The sequence below is a fragment of the Kineosporia babensis genome, assembly GCF_021129305.1.
GTDB classification, from domain to species: Bacteria; Actinomycetota; Actinomycetes; order Actinomycetales; family Kineosporiaceae; genus Kineosporia; species Kineosporia babensis.
The window spans coordinates 42,710-62,630 of record NZ_JAJOMB010000017.1 but is presented as its reverse complement, the minus strand read 5'-3'; the positions used below and the strand labels follow the sequence as shown (position 1 = coordinate 62,630).

General features: G+C 70.5%; 16 protein-coding genes. 10 read left to right on the top strand and 6 right to left on the bottom strand.

From position 1 onward, the window contains the following. The first annotated feature begins 28 nt into the window (after positions 1–28). Positions 29–994: an EamA family transporter gene (locus tag LR394_RS26990; RefSeq protein WP_231447190.1), complete on the top strand. Its 966-nt coding sequence runs from the start codon at positions 29–31 to the stop codon at positions 992–994. Here the strand turns inward: LR394_RS26990 and LR394_RS43240 are convergent. Continuing rightward, entirely contained in the window at positions 970–2,790 is a 1,821-nt protein-coding gene (locus tag LR394_RS43240) for a DUF2510 domain-containing protein (RefSeq protein WP_231447188.1), read from the bottom strand. The genes LR394_RS26990 and LR394_RS43240 overlap by 25 nt on opposite strands. A 1,019-nt stretch (positions 2,791–3,809) precedes the next feature. Here LR394_RS43240 and LR394_RS26980 point away from each other — a divergent pair. The 7 genes from LR394_RS26980 (at position 3,810) to LR394_RS26950 (ending at position 11,695) form a co-directional block, all read left to right on the top strand. Continuing rightward, complete coding sequence (locus LR394_RS26980) at positions 3,810–4,061, top strand: hypothetical protein (RefSeq protein ID WP_231447186.1); 252 nt, start codon at positions 3,810–3,812, stop codon at positions 4,059–4,061. Further along, positions 4,058–4,474, top strand: a complete 417-nt coding sequence (locus tag LR394_RS26975; protein ID WP_231447184.1) for a PIN domain-containing protein — start codon at positions 4,058–4,060, stop codon at positions 4,472–4,474. The genes LR394_RS26980 and LR394_RS26975 overlap by 4 nt, the downstream gene beginning before the upstream one ends. A gap of 58 nt (positions 4,475–4,532) precedes the next feature. After that, a complete protein-coding gene (locus LR394_RS26970; protein ID WP_231447182.1) occupies positions 4,533–5,363 on the top strand; it encodes a patatin-like phospholipase family protein in 831 nt (276 codons plus the stop codon). 3 nt (positions 5,364–5,366) lie between these two features. Then, positions 5,367–6,419 (top strand): 1-acyl-sn-glycerol-3-phosphate acyltransferase, encoded by a 1,053-nt coding sequence (locus tag LR394_RS26965; RefSeq protein ID WP_231447180.1) that lies wholly within the window; start codon positions 5,367–5,369, stop codon positions 6,417–6,419. A 1,085-nt stretch (positions 6,420–7,504) separates the two neighbouring features. Beyond that, positions 7,505–9,883, top strand: a complete 2,379-nt coding sequence (locus LR394_RS26960) for a HelD family protein (protein WP_231447178.1) — start codon at positions 7,505–7,507, stop codon at positions 9,881–9,883. 130 nt (positions 9,884–10,013) lie between these two features. Continuing rightward, entirely contained in the window at positions 10,014–11,072 is a 1,059-nt protein-coding gene (locus LR394_RS26955) for an acyltransferase family protein (protein ID WP_231447176.1), read from the top strand. Positions 11,073–11,122: 50 nt separating this feature from the next. Next, positions 11,123–11,695, top strand: coding sequence for an NADPH-dependent FMN reductase (locus LR394_RS26950; protein ID WP_231447174.1), 573 nt, complete (start codon positions 11,123–11,125; stop codon positions 11,693–11,695). Positions 11,696–11,698: 3 nt separating this feature from the next. On the opposite strand, the gene LR394_RS26945 is transcribed toward LR394_RS26950, so the two are convergent. The 4 genes from LR394_RS26945 to LR394_RS26930 are packed head-to-tail and all read right to left on the bottom strand — an operon-like array spanning position 11,699 to position 15,703. Next, complete coding sequence (locus LR394_RS26945; RefSeq protein ID WP_231447172.1) at positions 11,699–12,346, bottom strand: LuxR C-terminal-related transcriptional regulator; 648 nt, start codon at positions 12,344–12,346, stop codon at positions 11,699–11,701. Next, complete coding sequence (locus LR394_RS26940) at positions 12,334–13,566, bottom strand: sensor histidine kinase (protein WP_231447460.1); 1,233 nt, start codon at positions 13,564–13,566, stop codon at positions 12,334–12,336. The genes LR394_RS26945 and LR394_RS26940 overlap by 13 nt, the downstream gene beginning before the upstream one ends. Positions 13,567–13,586: 20 nt before the next feature. Then, a complete protein-coding gene (locus LR394_RS26935; RefSeq protein WP_231447171.1) occupies positions 13,587–14,948 on the bottom strand; it encodes an ABC transporter permease in 1,362 nt (453 codons plus the stop codon). After that, positions 14,948–15,703, bottom strand: a complete 756-nt coding sequence (locus LR394_RS26930; RefSeq protein WP_231447169.1) for an ABC transporter ATP-binding protein — start codon at positions 15,701–15,703, stop codon at positions 14,948–14,950. The genes LR394_RS26935 and LR394_RS26930 overlap by 1 nt, the downstream gene beginning before the upstream one ends. A gap of 158 nt (positions 15,704–15,861) precedes the next feature. Here LR394_RS26930 and ilvA point away from each other — a divergent pair, with 158 nt between their 5' ends. After that, positions 15,862–17,094: a threonine ammonia-lyase gene (ilvA, locus tag LR394_RS26925; protein ID WP_231447167.1), complete on the top strand. Its 1,233-nt coding sequence runs from the start codon at positions 15,862–15,864 to the stop codon at positions 17,092–17,094. Between the two features lie 105 nt (positions 17,095–17,199). Here the strand turns inward: ilvA and LR394_RS26920 are convergent, their stop codons facing one another. Further along, positions 17,200–17,961, bottom strand: a complete 762-nt coding sequence (locus tag LR394_RS26920; protein ID WP_231447165.1) for a phosphatase PAP2 family protein — start codon at positions 17,959–17,961, stop codon at positions 17,200–17,202. 216 nt (positions 17,962–18,177) lie between these two features. On the opposite strand from LR394_RS26920, the gene LR394_RS26915 reads away from it, so the two are divergent. Beyond that, on the top strand, positions 18,178–19,860 hold the full coding sequence (locus LR394_RS26915) for a serine/threonine-protein kinase (protein ID WP_231447163.1): 1,683 nt from the start codon (positions 18,178–18,180) through the stop codon (positions 19,858–19,860). The last annotated feature ends 61 nt before the right edge of the window (positions 19,861–19,921 follow it).

Sequence of the window (19,921 nt, the reverse complement as noted above, 5' to 3'; positions counted from 1 at the left end):
GACGATGCTCGCAGGGTGACATGGGGACGTGACAGCAATTGCTCTTCCGAACACCGCCCGGACCGGAACCTCGCTGGCGGTCGGCGCCATCCTGAGCGTGCAGCTCGGCCTGGCCGTGGCCGTTCCGCTGGTGGATCAGATCGGCCCGGTGGGTACCGCCTGGCTGCGGCTGGGCTGGGCCGGGCTGTTCTTCGCGCTGGTGCTGCGGCCTCGGCCGGGGCAGCTCAGCCGGGCCGGCCTGGTCAGCGGGGTGCTGCTCGGGGTGGTGATGGCCGGGGTGACGATGCTGTTCATGGCCTCGCTGGTGTATCTGCCGCTGGGTACGGCCAGTGCGCTGGAGTTCCTCGGCCCACTCGGCGTGGCGATGTTCCGGGGGCAGGGGCGGGCCCGGCTGCTGGCCCTGCCTGCGCTCGGTGGGGTGCTGCTGCTGACCGAGCCCTGGAGCGGTGATGTGCACCCCGCCGGGATCGCCCTGGCGCTGGGGGCGGCGTGTTGCTGGGCGGCCTACATCCTGCTCACCCAGCGGATGGCGGACGAGGTCTCGGGGCTGCGGGGGCTCGGTGTCTCGATGCCGGTGGCTGGGTTGATCGGTACCGCGGTGGCTTCGCCGCAGCTGGTTTCCGGGCGGATCGACCTGGGCCCGGACGTGGTGCTCTTCGGCCTGCTGCTGGCGGTGCTGGTGCCGGTGGTGCCGTTCTCGCTGGAGCTGCTGGCCCTGCGGCGGCTGACCACTGCTGCGTTCGGCACCCTGATGAGCCTGGAGCCCGCGGTGGCCACGTTGATCGGGTTCCTGTTGCTGGACCAGGTGCCGGGGGCGGCGGCGGTGCTCGGGGTGGGACTGGTCGTGCTGGCCGGGATCGGGGCCGAGCGCACCGGGGCCCGGGATTCCGCTCCCGAATCGGCTGACCTCACAGCCCAGCCGGTTCCGGCGGTCCACCCGGTTGCGTCTGCCCAGTCGGTTTCGTCTGTTCAGTCGGTGGACTGCACCTCGTAGATGTACTCGCTCCAGGCCACGCCGTTCCACCACCGTAGGTGACCGGCCCGGTCCGGATCGCCGTACCAGCCCTCTTCGTCCTGCGTCTCGCTCGCCCGACGCCGGATCTCCCGCCGAGACGGTCCCCGAGGCCCCGGAATCGCCATCGTCCAGCGGATGACGCCCACCGCGTCCTCTGGTTCCTGTTCTGGGCTCTTCTGCAACGGGATCCGGGGCTGCGTAGCGGGCGCCGGCTGATCCTGCGCCAGTTGCTCTTCCCCAACCGTGGACTTTTCCTCGGCTATGGGCCTTTCCCCAACCGTGGGCCTTTCCCCAACCGTGGGCCTTTCCCCAACCGCGGGCCCTTCCCCCAGCACCAGACCTTCTTCCACCGATCTCGAGTCCGATTCGGGTCCGGATGCTGGCTTCGGTTCTGGTTCGGTCCCGGGTCCTGATCGCGGCGGGGCAGCCGTCTGCGGTCCGTCCTGACTCGACAGCGAAGACGAGATGAGTTGCTCGGCGACCGGCTCGTCCTGTGATTCGTCCCGCAACTGAGGCGTTTTGGCCACCCACGAACGCAACGACTGCAGCACGTCCGCATAGAACGTCTCGACGCCGTACACCACGCTGTCGGCGAAACTGCCCTTCCCGCGGCTGCGCTTGGAGCCGAGCGGCAGCTCCAGGGCCAGCCGGAAGCTCTTGATCTCGCGCGACTCCTCCAGAGCCAGCCGGCCAGGTTCGGCCCGCAGCCGGCCCAGCAGATCCGCGGCCACCGACGCCCTGCTGTACATGGCGAAGACCTCGACCCGCAGTGAATCTGGCGCCTGAGAAAGCTGTTTCAGCAGCCAGTTGATCCGGGTGGCGGGCCGGCCCACCCGCGGTGCGTCGATGTCCACCTGGCAGATCACCCGTCCGGTCCGGATGTCCGCGATGACGGTCACCGAGCCCACCGCGTCCGGAATTCGCAGGACGCCGCTGAGAGTGCCTTGCGAGCAGAGCGACTCGATCAGGGATCGTACCCGCACAGCCGGGTCGGCCTGTTCCTTGCGGGTGCGCAGCGGCACCACATTGGTCCCCAGCCGACGTCCCAGCTTCAGGCCGGAGAACCGCAGCAGGGCATCGAAACGGCTCGCCACTTCTTCGGTTCCGCGATCGGCGGGGCGCAGGGTGCCGTCGATCACCGCGTCCCGTACCGAGACCCAGTGCCGGCCCATGTCGTCGAACTCGAGGGCGCCGGAACGGTCGTGCTCCAGATAGCGGATCAGTTCCCCGAGGATCCAGGCCTGGTCGGGGTCGGCCACCCCGCGGTGCTCGCGCTGCACCACCGCCTCGGTGAGGACCTGGCTCCAGGAGTAGTGATGCAGGGCAACGAGCTTGGTCAGGCGCGGGTCCACGGTGGCCGGGTGCTCGCCCGGGTGCGAGGGGATCTGGTTGCTGATCGTCAGCACCACGTCGAACTCCTGGGCCCGGGCCACGTCCAGGTAGGTCTCCAGCTGGGCCGGGTCCAGGACGGTGGTGCCGGTCTTCACCTCGACCAGCGCCGTCCAGGTCTTCTGCCCGCGCTGGACCCGGATCAGGCCGTCGGGGAACACCTTCCGGTCGGCGATTCGGAACGGCACCTCGATGAAGGTCTGCACGGCCCCGGCCGGAGCGCCCAGCGGCTGGGTCAGGGCCCGGCCGAACTCCCGCACCGAGCTCATCACGGCGAGCAGGGCCGAGGTGGCCCGCCGTTCCTGCTCCTCGCCGCCGTTGATGCCGGAGGTGGGGATCAGCCGGGCTTCCTGCCACGCCTTCGTGTCGCTCTCTGGGGCCTTCACGGGATAAATAGTAGCTCTCCGTGGTCATTCGGTTGCGATCTTCGGCAGTCTGCCCGCCGGCCGCTGAATCCCTGGCGGTGGTGGCCAAGGGCCTTGGCCGGCTCGCTCTGCCACTGTTCGTTGCCACCACGTCTCGGAATCCGTCGAACCTTGGGGGCTGCCGCACTGATATGTAGGTCAGTGAGCAAATCCGCCCTCGCTCCGATGCACGCGCGCGGCCACTGCCCCAGTGCCATTGCACAGGGTCCGGTAAACGGCTGCTCGCAATGTGTAAAGGTGGTCCATCTGGCACCAGGTGTACACGTCGTCGAACTGTTCCACATTCGCCGCCTGACAGCGCGCGGTCCGAGACTGCTTCTCCTTGCCCAGCGTTGTTGGCCACGAACCTTGGCCGGGTCGACTGCGCCCCATTCGTTCGCCGCCATGTCTCGGAACCCGGCCAACCCTGGTGGCCACCTGGGTCGTGTTTTTGGAAGTCCATGCCTACTGCGGGGCGCCCGGTGGCCGGGCTCACCGAGCAGCGCGAAGCCGGGCGCCTTGCGCCGGGCCGAGGCCAGCGAGGCGTTGCCCAGGCCGCCGCGGCCACCCTCGTCCCAACGGCTGCCAGACGGCCACCGGGCGCCTCCTCGCTACGACAGTGACTTCCAAAATATTGCTTAGGTATCCGCTTTCAGCGTTGCGGCAGTGTCCGACAGTAATGGGTCGAGCTCGGAGCGCGCCTCGATGGCGGTGGTCTCACCCGGGCCGACGACGCTACCTGCCGCAGTCTGCTCGCCGGTAAGCAAGCTGCCACTCCCCAGAGTCGTGGAGCCGTCTCGCTCCGGGTAGGCGCTTCGGCGGCCGTAGAAGGCGCGGCGGGGGTATGGCTCGGTGGCACCGGAGGGTGGCTGAATGGCTAGGAGGGGGAGGGTGTTTGGGCCTGAGCAGGGGGGACGTGGGGAGGGGAGGGACAAGAAAGAAAACTGTCGGTACCCCAATGCAGGATGGGGGTATAAACCGAAAGAGGGAGGGGGACGGGCGTGTTTGCTGAGGATGTCCGGCTGGTGACGAGAAGCACGGTGGAGGGGGTCGATGGGGCGCTGCTGCGTCGAGCAGCGCTGCTCCTGGGCGTGCCGGAAGCGGCGGCGGTGGATCAGGCGCTCGCCGAGCTGATCAGGGAGCGTAATCGCAGCCGCGCCGTGGCGGCGGAGGTGTATCGCTACGAGAGCGGGCAGTTCGCGGGGCTGCCCGGCCGGACCGTCCAGCCCGGGCGGGACAGGGGGGAACGATGAACGTCGGCTGGCTGCTCGACAGCAGCGCGCTCGGGGTGGCGCACCACCCGGAGGTCACGGCCCGGCTGCGGCCGATGCTCCGGGCCGGGGTGCTGTACACCTGCCCGGTGCTCGACCTGGAGGCGCTGGAGATGGCCGCCACCGCGGCGGCCTACCGCAAGATGCGGGCCGACCGGCGGCAGGCCTACCGGTCCGTGCCGTTCGCGGCGGAGGTGGGCGAACGGGCGGTGAAGCTGCAGTCCAAGCTCGGCCGTCTGGCCGGGCCACCGGTCCGCCCGCGCGATCTGCTGGTGGCCGCCACCGCGCTGGAGCACCATCTCGCGGTGCTGCACCACCATCCGGCGTTCGCCGTGATCGCCGAGGTCTGCGAACTCCAGCAGAGCCCGGTGGCCGACCTGGAGGCGCTGGAGTAGCCCGGATGGCGTACGGTCGCCGCGTTCCGGTGGTCGGTGAGGGGAGTAACGGGCGGCGATGGGCAAGACCGCATTCGTGTTCGGCGGCGGGGGCATGCTGGGAGCCAGCGAGGTAGGCATGCTCCGCGCCGTGATGGAGGCCGGGCACCGCCCCGATCTCGTCCTCGGTACCAGCGTCGGCGCGATCAACGGCGCCGTGCTGGCGGCCGATCCGACCCTCGACTGCGTGGGCGAACTGACGGCCACCTGGGAGTCGCTGGGCGGGCGGGAGCTTTTCTCCGGCCCGCTCCAGCGCCTGCGGGTGGCCGCCAGCACCGGTACCCACCTGCACTCGATCGAGCCGTTACGGGCGCTGATCGAGCGCCGCCTCGGCCCGGTCGACATCGAAGACCTGGCCGTCCCGTTCCAGTGCTGCGCGGCCAGCATCGAGCGCGCCGCGGAGACCTGGTTCACCCAGGGGCCGCTGGCCACCGCAGTGTCGGCGTCCTGCGCCGTCCCCGGCATGTTCGGCCCGGTCCAGATCAACGGTGAGCACTACCTGGACGGCGGCCTGGTCAACAGCCTGCCGGTGGGCCGGGCCGTCGCGCTCGGCGCCACCGAGATCTTCGTGCTGCACGTCGGGCGCATCGAGCAGCCGTTGCGGGTGCCCTCCCGGCCCTGGGAGGTTGCCACGGTGGCCTTCGAGATCGCCCGGCGGCACCGCTTCGCCGCCGACATGGCCGCCGTGCCCGAGGGGGTAACGGTGCGCGTCCTGCCGGCCGGTTCGGTCCAGGCGCCCAGCGCCAACCTGCGCTACCGCAACACCCAGAAGGTCCGGGCCCGGATCGACGAGGCGTACCAGGCCTCGCGGGCCTACCTGGAATCGCTTCCCGCCGGAGAGCAGGCCTGACCCATGCTTCCCCCGTACTGGGTACGGCGCCTCGTGCTACTGCCGCTCATGCTGCTGATCAGCGTGGCCGCCGTGCTCACCGCCCCGGCCACGCTGCTGCTGGCGGCGCTGGTCAGTCTTCTCGTCCCCCGCCAGCACGGGCGCGTACTGCGGATCACCGTCCTGGTGATCGGCTACCTCGCCGCCGAGGGCGTGGCCCTGGTGGTGCTCGGGTACCTGTGGCTGGCCTGCGGTTTCGGCCGCCGGGTGCGCGAGCCCAAGCACGAGCGGCAGCACTACGTCTGCGTCCGGGCGTTCCTGCGCTGGATCTTCTGGCTGGTCAATCACGTGCTGCACGTGCAGGTCCGGCTGGAGGGCCCGGAGTTGGAGGCCTACCGCGACAAGCCGCTGATCGTGTTCTGCCGGCATGCCGGCCCGGGCGACTCCTTCCTCCTCGTGCACGCCCTGATGGACTGGTACGACCGGGAACCACGGATCGTCCTGAAAGACACCATGCAGTGGGATCCGGCCATCGACATCGTGCTCAACCGCCTGCCCACCCGGTTCATCCGCTCCGGGGCGCCGGGCAAGGCCACCGTCGATCCGGAGAAGGGGCCCGACGCCGAGCAGCAGATCGGTGAACTGGCCCGCCGGCTGGACGGCAACGATGCCCTGGTGCTCTTCCCCGAAGGCGGCAACTTCACCGCCCGACGCCGCGCGCGGGCCATCGCCAAGTTGCGCCGTAGGGGGCTGACCGCGGAGGCGGCCAAGGCCGAAGCCATGCGACACGTGCTTCCGCCGCGTCCGGGGGGAGTGCTGGCGGTGCTGGACAACGCCCCGGAGGCCGACGTGGTCTGGGTGGCCCACACCGGAACGGACCACCTGCTCACGGTCGCCGACGTCTGGGATGCGCTGCCCACCGAGGTGGACGTGAAGATGCGGTGGTGGCAGGTGCCTGCGGGCAGCGTGCCGGAGGGCCGGGAGCCGCGGATCGCCTGGTTGTACGAGTGGTGGCAGCAGATCGACGAGTGGATCACGCACAACCGGGTCGAGGAGGATCAGCGCGAGGCCGCCTGAAGAGACATACTGGTAAGTCCTTTGCGCCGGGTCGGGTCGTTCGGCCCGTGGCTGGCCGGTGGCGAGGGCGGTGTTCGGCGGGCAACAAGGCGTTGTGCGGTGGTCGGCGTCCAGAACTTGAGGACGTGGTGGTCCGGTAGCGATGCGGCGGTTCGGCCGGGTCGGTGGGCGCGGTCGAGTCGGCCGGCCTGATCAGGTCGGCCCGCAGAACCGGGCTGATGGGCGTGGTCGAGTTGGCAGAGTTGGCCGGTCTGGTCGGCGCGCAGAACCGGGCTGATGGGCTCGGTCGAGTTGGCCGGGTTGGCTGGTCTGGTCGGTTCGGGCGGCCCTGCGGTTTCGGACGGCGCTGCGGTTTCGGTCGGACCGGTGGTTTCGGTCGGACCGGTGGAGGTGGCTGGGTCGGTGGTTTCGGCTGGGTCAGTTGTTTCGGCCGGGTCGGTGGAGGTGGCTGGCCAGCAGGATCAGCCGGTCCGGTGGAACGCGGCCGGGTGGTTGCGTCGGGCCGCCGCCAAGCTGGCTGATCGTCCGGGCCGGGCGTGTGGTCGGAGAGAACCGTCCCGGTCGCCGAGGCGGTTGCGCCAGGCGGGTTGGGTTGACCGGTTCGGCAGGCGTGGCTGGTTACGGTCGCCGAGCGTTCCGGGCTGGTTCACGGGCGTTGCTTGAGGACGAGGTGGGCACCGAACGCGGGTCCGCCGACTTACGTGCGGGGACCAGTTGGGCACCGGTACGGGCGGCGGTGCCGGGCGGGCGACGGTACGTGCAGCGGTATGAGCGGTGCGAGCGAGCTCGGTGGCTCACCAGGGAGAGGCAGCAGGTTCAGGGGGAGCGGCCCGCCGGATGCGGGTGGTCACGTGGGGCCTGCGTATGGGTGCGCGACGTGAACACGGCGTGGACAGGACGCGGACGCCCAGGCCGGCCGGGCAGAGCGCGTGTGTGGTTTGTGCGTGAGCACAACTCTCGCAAGGCTTTGGGGTGCTCGCCGGAAACGGGTACGTGGTTCGGGCAACAAGTAGGTAGATCGCAGCGGTGCCGCGTGAGCTGATGCGCGGCGGAGCAGGTGGGTGACGAGCATGGGAGGCCATGGCGTGAGCGATGGCACGGTCGACGGTCTGGCCGACAGCACTGGCAGCACCGACGGCGCCGGCAACTCCGGCACGCCGGTGGGCCGGCACGTCGGCAGCGACGCGGCAAGTAGTAGCGAAGCGGCCGGCGCGGCCCCGGACAGCCCGCAGGGAGCCACCGAGCGCGAGGTGGCGCACGAGCAGGACTATCTCGACCAGCTCTACAGCCGGCTCGACGACATCCGTTCGCGGGCCCAGAAAACTCTGGACGAGGTGCGCCGGGCGTCCTCGTCCAACACTCCGGCGGGCCGGGCCGAGAAGGACGCCTTCGACGCCCTGCACACCGAGCGGCTGGCCCAGCTCGACGCGGTCGAGGACCGGCTGGCCTTCGGCCGACTGGACATGAGCGGCGGCGAGCGCCGCTACGTCGGCCGGATCGGGCTCTCGGACGAGGGGCAGCACCAGCTCCTGGTCGACTGGCGGGCCCCCGCCGCGGCCGCCTTCTACCAGGCCACCGCTGCCTCCCCGGGCGGCGTGGCCCGCCGGCGGCACCTGGCCACCCGGGGCCGCACGGTCACCGGTATCGACGACGAGCTGCTCGACGCCGCCGGTCTGGACGCGGCCGACCTCACCACCGTCACCGGTGACGGCGCGCTGATGACGGCTCTCACCGAGCACCGCACCGGCAAGATGCGCGACATCGTGGCCACCTTGCAGTCCGAGCAGGACCAGATCGTCCGCGCCCCGCTGACCGGCGTGCTGGTGGTCCAGGGCGGCCCGGGTACCGGCAAGACCGCGGTGGCCCTGCACCGGGCCGCCTACCTGCTCTACACCCACCGCGAGCGGATCGCCAAGAGTGGTGTGCTGGTGGTCGGCCCGTCCCCGGTGTTCCTGCGCTACATCGAGCGGGTGCTGCCCTCGCTGGGCGAGACCGGCGTCGTGCTGTCCACCCCGAGCCAGATCTTCCCCGGGGTGGAGGCCAACGCCACCGACGTGCCCAACGTGGCGATGCTCAAGGGTGATCTGCGGATGGCCCGGGTGATCCGCGAGGCGGTCCGGCAGCGCCAGCTGCTGCTGCCCAAGCCGGTGCCGATCAGCCTCGACGGCGACCAGATCACGCTGCGCCCGGCCGCGGTGGCCGAGGCGCGCTCGCGGGCCCGGCAGACCGGCCGGCCGCACAACGAGGCTCGGTCCACCTTCGTCAAGCACCTGCTCGACGACCTGGCCGGCCAGCTGGCCCGCAGCCGCCGTCTGGAGAACGACGCCGAGACCCGGCTGGAGCTGGCCGCCGAGCTGCGCGACAGCATCGACGTGCGGCGCGAGATCAACCTGCGCTGGATGCCGCTGTCGGCCGAGGCGTTCCTGGACAAGCTGTTCTCCACCCCGGCCCGGCTGCGCGCGGCCACCGAGGGCAAGCTGGCCAAAGCCGAGGCCCGGCTGTTGCAGCGGCCGGCCGGAAGCCCGTGGACCCAGTCCGACGTGCCGCTGCTGGACGAGGTGGCCGAGCTGATCGGTCCCGACGTCACCGCCACGGCCGAGGCGGCCCGGGAACGCGCCCGGGCGGCGGCCGAGCGGGCCGAGGCGGTGCGCTACGCCCAGGGCGTGCTGCAGATGTCCGGTGAGGCCTCGGCGATGATGACCGCCGACATGCTGGCCGACCGGTTCGAGGGCCCGGGCGGCAGCCTGACCGTGTCCGAACGGGCCCGCGACGACCGCACCTGGACGTACGGGCATGTGGTGGTCGACGAGGCCCAGGAGGTCTCGCCGATGATGTGGCGCACGCTGGCCCGGCGGGTGCCCTCCCGGTCGATGACGGTGGTCGGCGACCTGGCCCAGACCAGCTCCGCGGCCGGGGCCAGCACCTGGGCCGGCGCCCTGGACACGATCGCCAAGGACCGCTGGCGGGTGTCCGAGTTGACCGTCAACTACCGCACCCCGGCCAAGATCATGCGCCCGGCCGCCGCCATGCTCACGGCCACCGGCATCAGCGTCCGGCTGCCCGAATCGGCCCGCGAGGGGGACTGGGAGCCGTCGGTGCTGCAGACCCCGGCGGAGCCCGGGGCGATGGCCGAGGCCGTGCTCAAGGCGGTCACGGCCGACGAAGCGGCGCTCGGCGGTGGGCAGTTCGCGGTGATCCTGGCCCGGGAGGAGGTCCTGGGCGAGGTCTCCGAGCGGGTGCGCAAGTCGCTGCTCGCCCCGGAGTACGCCACCCTGGCCGACCGGGTCTCGGTGCTCAGCGTGGACGACGTGAAGGGCCTGGAGTACGACGCGGTCACCGTGGTCGACCCGGTCGGGATCATCGCCGCCTCCCGCCGCGGGGCCAGCGACCTGTACGTGGCGCTGACCCGTCCTACCCAGCGGCTGACCGTGATCCACCACGGCAAGCTGCCGAAGGGGCTGTAACCCGCCGGCACCAGTGACTGGGCCGAATCCGTGACGCTCGGCGAAAACGTCGTCGTCACGGGTTCCGCGGCTGATCCTCGGGGAGTACACAGAATCTCCAAGATCGCTTGGTCTACTCCCCGAGGATCAGATGTCCCGTCGCCCCGCGCTGGACGGTCTGCGCGCCTTCGCCGTGCTGGCTGTCATGGCTTTTCACACCTCGCCGGCCGCGCACGGTGGCTTCCTCGGGGTGGACGTCTTCTTCGTGATCAGCGGCTACCTGATCACCGCGCTGCTGCTGCGGGAGTGGGCCCGGACCGAGCGGATCGACCTGAAGGCGTTCTACCTGCGCCGCGGGCTGCGGCTGCTGCCGGCCCTGCTGTTCATGCTGGCCGTGACGCTGCCGTTCGCCCTGACCTGGGAGCAGGCCGAGCTCACGGTCAATCCGGTCGCGGCCGTGGCCAGTGTGCTGTTCTACGTGGCCAACTGGGCCAGCGTGGGGGTCGACGGCAGCATCGGGATCTGGACGCACACCTGGTCGCTGTCGATCGAGGAGCAGTTCTACCTGATCTGGCCGGCGGTGCTGATCGTGGTGCTGGCCCGCCGGAGGCAGCCCCCGGCCCGGGCCCTGGCCGCGGTGGTCACCGTGATCGTGGCGGCCCGGGTGATCACCTGGCACTTCGACGGCGGCAGCTGGATGTACTACGCCACCACCTCGCACTGCGACGGCCTGCTGCTGGGCAGCCTGCTGGCGGCGCTGCTGGACCGGCGGGAGACGCTGTTCTCCAGCAAGGGCCGCTCCGAGGCGGTGGCCTGGCTCGGGGTGGCCGGGCTGGCCGCACTGTTCGCCACCTCGTACATCGAAGCGGCCTCCACCTTCCAGTGGCGCCTGCCGTTGGTGGCCCTGCTCAGCGCCATGGTCGTGCACCACCTGGCCACCTGCACCGACGGGCCGATGGTGCGTCTGCTGTCGCTGAAGCCCCTGGTCGGGATCGGGGCGGTGTCCTACGGGCTGTACCTGTACCACTACCCGGTCTTCATGACCGTGCAGAGCCGCGGCTTCTCGCACCCGGTGCAGCACCTGCTGGAGGTGAGTCTCACGATCGGCCTGACCGGTTTCTCCTGGTATCTGGTGGAAAAGCCCGCGCTGCGGCTGAAAGAGCGTCTTCCCCAGGTCAAACCGCTACCTGCGCACGCTGGCGGGCAGTGACAGGCATACGGTGTTTCGCGTAAGCAACTGCTTCGCACGTGAGGAACCCGATGTCCAAGCCCGTTCTGCAGATCGTCGTCGCCAGCACCCGGCCCGGCCGGGTCGGTCTTCCGGTCGCCCAGTGGATCCAGCAGGTGGCCGACAAGCACGCCGGATTCTCGGTCGAGCTGGTGGACCTGGCCGAGCTGAACCTGCCGATGATGGACGAGCCCAACCACCCGCGGCTGCGGCAGTACACGCACGAGCACACCAAGCGCTGGAGCGCCACGGTGGAGCGGGCCGATGCGTTCGTCTTCGTGATGCCGGAGTACAACGCCGGCTACACCGCCCCGCTGAAGAACGCCATCGACTACCTGGTGCACGAGTGGGCGCACAAGCCGGTGGGCGTGGTCAGCTACGGCGGCGTGTCGGCCGGGGTGCGCGCGGTGACCACCCTGCGGCCGGTGCTGGCCCTGCTCAAGCTGTTCCCGACCGGAGCGAACGTGCACATCCCGTTCGTCACCCAGTTCCTCACCGAGGAGCGCACGATCAAGCCCAACGAGATGATGAGCGCCGGCGCCGAGGCGATGCTGGTCGAGCTCGAGGTGCTCTCCCACACCCTCAAGCCGCTGCGCAGCCAGTAGACCTCAGTCCTGGTGCAGGTAAGCCAGAACTGCCAGTACCCGGCGGTTGTCGTCGGTCGCCTGGGGCAGGTCCAGCTTGGTGAAGATGCTGTTGGTGTGCTTGCCCACGGCCTTCTCCGACACGAACAGCCGGGCCGCGATCGCGGCGTTGGACCTGCCCTGAGCCATCAGCGCCAGCACTTCGCGCTCGCGCTCGGTCAGCCGTTCCATCGGGGCCTCACGCTGCACCCGGGTGAGGAGACTGGAGACCACCTGCGGGTCGAGCACCGTACCCCCGGCGGCCACCTGCTGCACTGCCTCGACGAACGAACGCACGTCGGTGATCCGGTCTTTCAGCAGGTAACCGATCGAACCCTGGCCTGAGGCCAGCAGTTCCTTGGCGTACAGCTGCTCGACGTACTGGCTGAGCACCAGCACCGGGAAGGACGGCCGACGGCGCCGGATCTCGATCGCCGCCATCAGGCCCTCGTTGGAGAAGCTCGGCGGCAGCCGCACGTCCAGCACCGCGATGTCGGCCTCCTTGGCGTCCAGCGCCTGCAGCAGCGACTGCGCGTTGTCCACCGCCGCCACCACCTCGAAGTCGTGCGCCTCGAAGAGCCGGATCAGCCCGTCCCTCAGCAAGGCCAGATCTTCGGCGATCACGACGCGCACGGCACCTCCACGACGACCAGGGTCGGCCCCCCGGCGGGGCTGCTGATCTCTAGTGTGCCGTCGAACGCTCGCAGCCGGCGCGCCACCCCAGCCAGGCCGCTACCCCCACCGATCACCGCTCCGCCCACACCATCGTCCCCAATTTCGGCCCGTAGCCAGCCCCCCTGGAAACCCAGCCGTACCCAGGCCCGCTGCGCCTGCGCGTGTTTCACCACATTCGCCAGCGCCTCGGCCACCGCGAAGTACACCGCCGTCTCGACCGGCGCCGGTAGTGCCCGCTCCAGCGTGATCGACGTGCTCACCGGCAGGGAGAGCTGGACCGCCAGGGCCTCGACCGCACCGCCCAGCCCACGATCGGCCAGCACCGGGGGATGAATGCTGCGGACCACGCCGCGCAGATCCTCCAGGGCCTCGGTGGTCGCCTTCCGGGCCTCGGCCAGCAGCGCCGCGGCGGCCTCCGGATCGCGGTGCAGAAGTTCTTCGGCCAGACCGATGTTCATCCCCAGGGAGACGATCCGGGCCTGGGCGCCGTCGTGCAGATCCCGCTCGATCCGGCGGATCTCCGCGGCGGAGTGGTCGATCGACTCGGCCCGGGACTCGGAAACCGCGGCCACCCGGCGTTCCAGCTGGGCCGCCAGCGAATTGCCGTACATGGCAAGGGTGGTGATCGCCCGGACCATCGACAGCAGGGGAGTCAGGATCCACCAAAGCGCCAGGTCGAGCGTGAGCGGCAGGAGCCACCAGAAGCTCTGGAACACCGCCGCCAGGACGATGTGAGTGATGGCCAGGCCGGGCAGCGCCACCACGGCCACCGAGATGACGAGGCCGCCGGTGCAGGCGAAGGCGGTGAAGGCCAGATCCAGCCAGCGCCGCGGATCCTGCAGCCAGGTCCACGGCCGGCCCCACACCGCGGCCAGGCCGGTGGTGCGGGTGCGCTTGTACTCCGGCACCTCCACGGGCTGCTGGAGGGCCATACCGGCCAGAGAACGGTGGGCCCGGCCGAGTGCGGCTGCCGCGGGGACCGTGAGGTGCAGCAGCAGCAACCCGACCAGGACGGTGGAGGTCGGCCAGCCCACCACGATCAGGATGAACAGCAGGAGACAGGCAATCGCGAGGAACACGTGGGCGAGTTCCAGGAGCCAGATTCGCCCCCGGTCCCGAAGACCGGCCTCGTCGAAGCGCAGCAGCGGAATCCTCCGCAACCCGCGCTTGCCCCACATGGTGGCCAAGTCTGACACCTCTAGACGGCCTGGACCGCAGCCAAGGTCAGGGCCGGAGGCGCCAGCGCCTTACGGGTGAGCGAAACGCTCGCCCCGATTGTCACCGCCGCCGCGATCACCGCCACCGCCAGGAAGTACCAGGGCCCCATGTCGGGAACCAGGCTGTCCTGCCTGACCCAGCTGTACGAGCAGGCCATGGGCAGCGCTCCGATCCCCCCAAGCACGATCCCGGCGCCGGACAGGAATCCCGCCTCCAGGAGCATCATCTGCTGGACCTGACGGCGAGTGGCCCCGGCCAACTGCTGCCGGCCGAACTCCTGACGCCGCGCGGAAACGGCCGCCGCCAGGGTGTTCACCACCATGATGGCCGCGAACAGGGCGATCATCCCGACCACCACGAAGTTGAGCAGCTGTACGTCCTCGGCCTCCGGGGTGCGCACCTGGCCCAGGCTCGCCTGGTTGTCGATCGCGATCAGGTAGGCGGTGCCTGCGCTGATCCCGGTGAAGATGGTGATCGGGGCCAGGGCGGTGCCCAGCACCTGGGCCCGGGCCCGCAGGTCGTGCAGCGCCAGGTGCCCGCTCACCCCGAACGGGGCCAGCACCCAGCCGAATCCGGCCGCGGCCCAGCGCAGCAGCAACGGCGACAGCGTGGCGATCCCGATCGTGGTCAGCACCCCGGCCGGGCCGGCCGTGCTCATCGGGGCGATCGGGTCCGGCTCGTCGGCCATCACCGTCATGGTGATCACCGCCAGGTGCACTCCGCCGACGATCAGCAGCAGCCCCGCGGCCAGTCGCCAGCGGTTCATCCGCTGCGGCTCGATCGCGGCTGAGCGCTGAGTGGCTCGCACCGATGCCCGGGTCACCCGCCGGGTGGCGATCCGCCCGGCCAGGTAGGCGACCACGGTGATCACCACCCCCGTGATCGCCAAGGCGACCGGCTGGCCGTACCCGCGCACATCGTCCGCAAGCATTTCGGCGTTGCGCAGCAGGGCCAGGATCGCCTCGCCGATCAGCCAGGCGGGCCCGGCCGCCAGCACCACGGCCAGCAGGGTGACCAGGGTCGACTCAGTGAGCACGAGCCGCCGCACCTGCTTGGGGGTAGCCCCCACCGAACGCAGCAGCGAGGTCTCGGCCGTGCGCTGAGCGACGATCAGGGTGAGCGTGGAGGCCAGCGAGAACAGCACGATCGCCGATCCCCAGCCGCCCACGATCGAGCCCATGGTGAGCAGCCGCTCGGCGTCGGCGTCGGAGACGTCCCCCGCCCCGGCGCTGTTCAGGGTGGCGAAGGCACCGATCAGCACGGCCCCGCAGAACACCGACAGGAAGTACGCGCCGAACGTGGTGGCCCGCGCGCGCAGCGAGCTCAGGGCAACCCGTCCCATCACGCACCTGCCCCGGACAGCGCCGGAATGAGCTGGTCCAGATGCGTCATCTGGGAGGCCACTGCCTCGGGGGTCGGGTTCACCATCTGACCGGCGATCCGGCCGTCGGCCAGGAACACCACTTGGTCGGCGTAGGCCGCGGCCACGGGGTCGTGCGTAACCATCACCACGGTCTGGCCCATCCGGTCGGCCGCTCCGCGCAGGATACCGAGCACATTGCGGGCGGTCCGGCTGTCCAGCGCCCCCGTCGGCTCGTCGGCGAACAGGACGTCCGGGCGGGTGACCAGAGCCCGGGCGATCGCCACCCGTTGCTGCTGACCGCCGGACATCTCGGCTGGCAGGGAGCTCACGCGGTCGACCAGTCCAACCTGATCCAGCAGGTCACGAGCCAGGTCGCGGGGAACCTGGTGCCCGGCCAGGCGCAGCGGCAGCTCCACGTTCTGCCGGGCGCTGAGGTAAGGCAGCAGGTTCAGGTTCTGGAACACGATGCCGATCCGCTCGCGCCGGAACAGCGTGGCCTCCGCCTCGTCGGTGGGCAGGGTACGGCCGCCGATCGTGATCGAGCCCGCGACCGGCCGCTCCAGGCCCGCCGCGCAGTTCAGGAAGGTGCTCTTGCCGGAGCCGGACGGGCCCATCAGCGCGGTGAACGTTCCCCGCTGCAACCGCAGGCCCACCTCCCGCAGTGCCCGTACTGCCCCCGGCCCGCTGCCGTAGGTCATGCTCAGCCCGGCAACGTCCAAAGCTGGTGCGTCCATTGGTGGTTCCCCCTCGACTTGGTCTTGCTGGTACCTAAGAAATTACGGACGTCCTTGCGCCCCTTCGAGGGGTCTGAGCCGTCGGCGGGGGTAGGGAAAACCGGGCTGGCAGGGGTGGGCAAAACCCCACCTCGGGCGGGGCGTGCAAGGATTCGGTCATGTCCGTTCCCGCCCGCGTTCTGCCCGTGTCCGACGCCGATGTCCAGGCCGCCGCCGAGCTTCTGGAACCGGTGATCCGGCGCACGCCCGTGGTGCGCAGCCGGGCGCTTTCCGACCTCCGCGGCGGGCCGGTCTACCTGAAGTGCGAGAACCAGCAGCGGGCCGGCTCGTTCAAGATCCGCGGCGCCTACACCCGGATGGCCCGGCTGTCCGAGGCGGAGAAGGCGCGGGGCGTGGTCGCGGCCAGCGCCGGCAATCACGCTCAGGGGGTGGCTCTGGCCGCCCGGCTGCTCGGCGTGCCCGCCCGGGTGTACATGCCGGTGGGGGCGCCGTTGCCGAAGCTGGACGCCACCCGCGGCTACGGCGCCGAGGTGGTGCTGGCCGGCAACACCGTGGACGAGTGCCTGGCCAGCGCGCTGGAGCACGCCGACACCAGCGGCGCAGTGATGATCCATCCGTTCGACCACCCCGACGTGGTGGCCGGCCAGGGCACGATCGCGCTGGAACTGCTGGAGCAGCAGCCCGACGTGAAGACAGTGCTGATCAGCACCGGGGGTGGCGGGCTGCTGGCCGGCGTGGCCACCGTGCTGAAGGCCCGCCGCCCGGACATCCGGGTGATCGGGGTGCAGGCCAGGACCGCTGCCGCCTACCCTCCCTCGCTGGCCGCCGGTAAGCCCGAGTCGCTGCCCTCGATGAGCACGATGGCCGACGGTATCGCCGTGGGCCGGCCCGGTGACGTGCCCTTCGCGATCGTCGAGAGCCTGGTCGACGAGGTGGTCACGGTCGACGAGGAGACCATCTCGCGGGCCCTGCTGCTGATGCTGGAACGGCAGAAGCTGCTGATCGAGCCGGCCGGGGCGGTGGCCGTGGCGGCCCTGCTGAAGGACGACCTGCAGATCGAGACGCCCGCGCTGGCCGTGCTTTCCGGCGGCAACGTGGACCCGCTGCTGCTGATGCGCCTGATCCGGCACGGCCTGGCCTCGGCCGGGCGTTACCTGCGGCTGCGGGTCCGGGTGCCGGACACCCCGGGCTCGCTGGCCCAGCTGCTGATGCGCCTGGCCACCACCGACGCGAACGTGATGGAGGTGGAGCACGTGCGTACCGGCACCCGGACCGCGGTGAACGAGGTCGAGGTGGCGCTGTGGGTGGAGACCCGCGGCCCGGACCACTGCGAACGGGTGGTGGCCGACCTCACCGCCGCCGGTTACCAGCCCCGGTCCGAGAACGACTGACCGAGAACGACTGACCGCGAGAACGGCTGGTGGCGTGGCCAGCCGGCGGCGCAGCCGGCCGGGGGCGCGAATGGTCGACGGTGTCGGCCGGTGCGGTGAGAAGGCTCAGCGGGCAACGCTCTTGGCGGCCACGTCGGCCGATCGTCGGGCCGCGACGGCGGCCTCGGCGGGTGCGCTCAGCCGGCTGGCCAGGGCCCAGGCGATGCTCACCACGGCCCAGCCGATGAGAACGTCCAGGGTCCAGTGGTTGCCGGTGCCGATCACCACCAGCCCGGTCAGCAGCGCGTGCGCCCAGCCCAGGCTGCGCAGCCACGGATTCCGGGTGACCAGGGCGACGGCCAGGGCCACCCAGAGCGCCCAGCCGGCGTGCATCGAGGGCATCGCCGCCAGTTCGTTGGTGAGCTGCCCCATCTCGCCCGGCAGCGAGTGCCCGGCGCCCCACCAGCCCAGATCGGCGTTCTCGGCGAGCACGTCGAGGTAGCCGGGCACGAACCGTGGCGGGGCGGTGGGCATGGTGATGTACGCGGCCAGGGCCATCACGGTGGCCAGGACCAGGCCGTTACGGGCCTGCTGGTAGATCTGCGGGCCGCGGTACCAGAGCAACCCCAGCACGGCCGCGGTGACCAGGTAGTGCGCCGCGGCGTAGTAATAGCTCGAGGCCACGGCCAGCACTTCGTGGCCCGCGACGAAATGGTTGAAGCTCAGCTCGTGGTGCAGGCCGAGAAACTGCTCGGTCTCCAGGACCGACTGTGCGCGGGCCAGAGCCGGTTCCAGTTCGGCCGAGGCCAGCAGCCGCGAGAGCGAGTACACACCCCAGAGGGCGCCCAGCAGAACAAGTTCCCGGATACCGCGCCAGGCGTGGAACATTGACCACTCACCGCCCCCTCCGCAGGTTTTGCACACGTCGGGCCCGGCAATCCCCCTGCCGATCGACCCTCAGCCAGCGTAAGCCGAGCATTGCGGACCGGCATCAGGGCTGTCCCTGAGTTCCACCCGCTGTGACCCTGACTGACTCAGGGTGATGAAAATGTCACTGTCGGAGGATTTTCCCTGGTGATCAGGACCGCCTGGCAGTATGGCCGGATGCCTGACGCAAGCAAGTTGCGCACCGGCGACCCTGCCGAGGTCTCCGGGTACCGCATCCTGCGACGGCTCGGCCAGGGCGGACAGGGCGTGGTCTTCCTCGGCGTCGGCCCGGACGGCGCCCGGGTGGCGGTGAAACAGCTCAAACTGGAGGACGAGCGTTCCCGGCTCCAGTTCGCCAAGGAGGTCTCGGCGGCCCGGCGGGTTGCGCCGTTCTGCACGGCCCGGATCATCGCCTTCGACCTCGAAGGCGAATCACCTTATGTGGTGAGCGAGTTCATCGAGGGGCCGTCGCTGCAACGACTGGTCCGCGACACCGGCCCGATCACCGGCACCCGGCTGCAGCGGCTGGCGATCGGCACCGCCACTGCACTCGCCGCCATCCACCAGGCAGGCGTGGTGCACCGCGACCTCAAGCCGGCCAACGTGATGATCTCGCCCGAGGGCCCGCGGGTGATCGACTTCGGCATCGCCCGCGACCTTTCCCACGACACCACCGTCACCAGCCGGATTTTCGGCACCCCGGCCTACATGGCGCCGGAGCAGATCCGCTCCGAACGGGTCAGCCCGCAGACCGACATGTTCGCCTGGGCCTCGGTGATCGCGTTCGCTGCCACCGGCCGGGCACCGTTCGAGGCCGGGCACATGATGGCCGTGGTGCACCGGATCACCACGATGGAGCCTTCGCTCGACGGGGTGCCCGACGCCCTGGCCGAAGTGCTGAAACTGTGCCTGAACAAGGACGCTGCCCAGCGCCCGAGCGCCCAGCAGGCCCTGGCGATGCTCCTGGGCCGGCCTCAGCCCGCCCACGACCAGGCCGATCCGACGCTGGTGCTCGCCGAAGGCAGCCGGGTGGCCGCCACCGCCATTGCCACCGGACCTGATGCCCCAGTTGGCCGCGACCCCGACGCCGGCCCTGACCAGGAAGCTGGAACTGGCGGGGACGAAGGCCAGAACACCCCGACCACCAGACGCGTCGTTCCGGCCTGGACCTCGCCCGAGCACTCGCCTGAGTACGGCACGCCGGAAACCCCGCCCAACGGCCTGCCGGTGCCCAAACCCCGCCGCCGGGGCGTGGGGCTGGGTTCTTCGGCCGGAGCGATCCTGGCCGTGCTGCTGATCGGCGGCGGCATCGTGGGTGGCGGCGCCTATGCCCTGCGCACCTTCCTGGACCAGGGCGGATCCCGCACCACCGAAACCGGCGCCGATCAAGGAAGCCCCGGCGAGAACCCCGGGGACGGGACCGAAGGCACCCCCGGCGAGTCGAGCGTCCCTAGTTCGGAGCCGACCACCGAATACCCCGGCACCGGCGAGACGGCCGCGCCCACCGCGTCCGTTGCTGGTCTGCCCGAATGGACCTCCGGCACCTGGGTCGGCGACGTGTTTCAGCCGGTCGGCCAGGTGAGCGAGTGGCAGGCCGAGCTCACGCTGGCCGAGGGGGCCGGCGAAAGCCGGATCGAGATCCGGGAGCTGGGCTGCAGCGGCGCCCTGAACTACCGGCCCGACGAGTCCAGCGCGGATTCGGTGGTGCTGACCACCCAGCTGGAAGACGATCTGTGGGACCGCTGCGCCGACAGCAGCACGGTCCGGCTCACCCGCAGCGGCGACGGTGAACTGGTGCTGTCCTGGCAGGACGACTCCAACGCGAGCAACGTCGGCGGCGGAACCTTCCGGATCCAGTGACCTTCCGTGCGCTAATGCCTACCCAGAGTCGGATTGGACGGTCCAAGAGGGACGGTTGCCC

Bases quoted from the DNA above. Each gene is read 5' to 3' on its own strand.
- LR394_RS26955 (WP_231447176.1), top strand. From the start codon at position 10,014: ATGTCCCGTCGCCCCGCGCTGGACGGTCTGCGCGCCTTCGCCGTGCTG.
- LR394_RS26915 (WP_231447163.1), top strand. From the start codon at position 18,178: ATGCCTGACGCAAGCAAGTTGCGCACCGGCGACCCTGCCGAGGTCTCC.
- LR394_RS26965 (WP_231447180.1), top strand. From the start codon at position 5,367: ATGCTTCCCCCGTACTGGGTACGGCGCCTCGTGCTACTGCCGCTCATG.
- LR394_RS26950 (WP_231447174.1), top strand. From the start codon at position 11,123: ATGTCCAAGCCCGTTCTGCAGATCGTCGTCGCCAGCACCCGGCCCGGC.
- LR394_RS26975 (WP_231447184.1), top strand. From the start codon at position 4,058: ATGAACGTCGGCTGGCTGCTCGACAGCAGCGCGCTCGGGGTGGCGCAC.
- LR394_RS26930 (WP_231447169.1), bottom strand. From the start codon at position 15,703: ATGGACGCACCAGCTTTGGACGTTGCCGGGCTGAGCATGACCTACGGC.
- LR394_RS26920 (WP_231447165.1), bottom strand. From the start codon at position 17,961: ATGTTCCACGCCTGGCGCGGTATCCGGGAACTTGTTCTGCTGGGCGCC.
- ilvA (WP_231447167.1), top strand. From the start codon at position 15,862: ATGTCCGTTCCCGCCCGCGTTCTGCCCGTGTCCGACGCCGATGTCCAG.
- LR394_RS26940 (WP_231447460.1), bottom strand. From the start codon at position 13,566: ATGTGGGGCAAGCGCGGGTTGCGGAGGATTCCGCTGCTGCGCTTCGAC.
- LR394_RS26935 (WP_231447171.1), bottom strand. From the start codon at position 14,948: ATGGGACGGGTTGCCCTGAGCTCGCTGCGCGCGCGGGCCACCACGTTC.
- LR394_RS26970 (WP_231447182.1), top strand. From the start codon at position 4,533: ATGGGCAAGACCGCATTCGTGTTCGGCGGCGGGGGCATGCTGGGAGCC.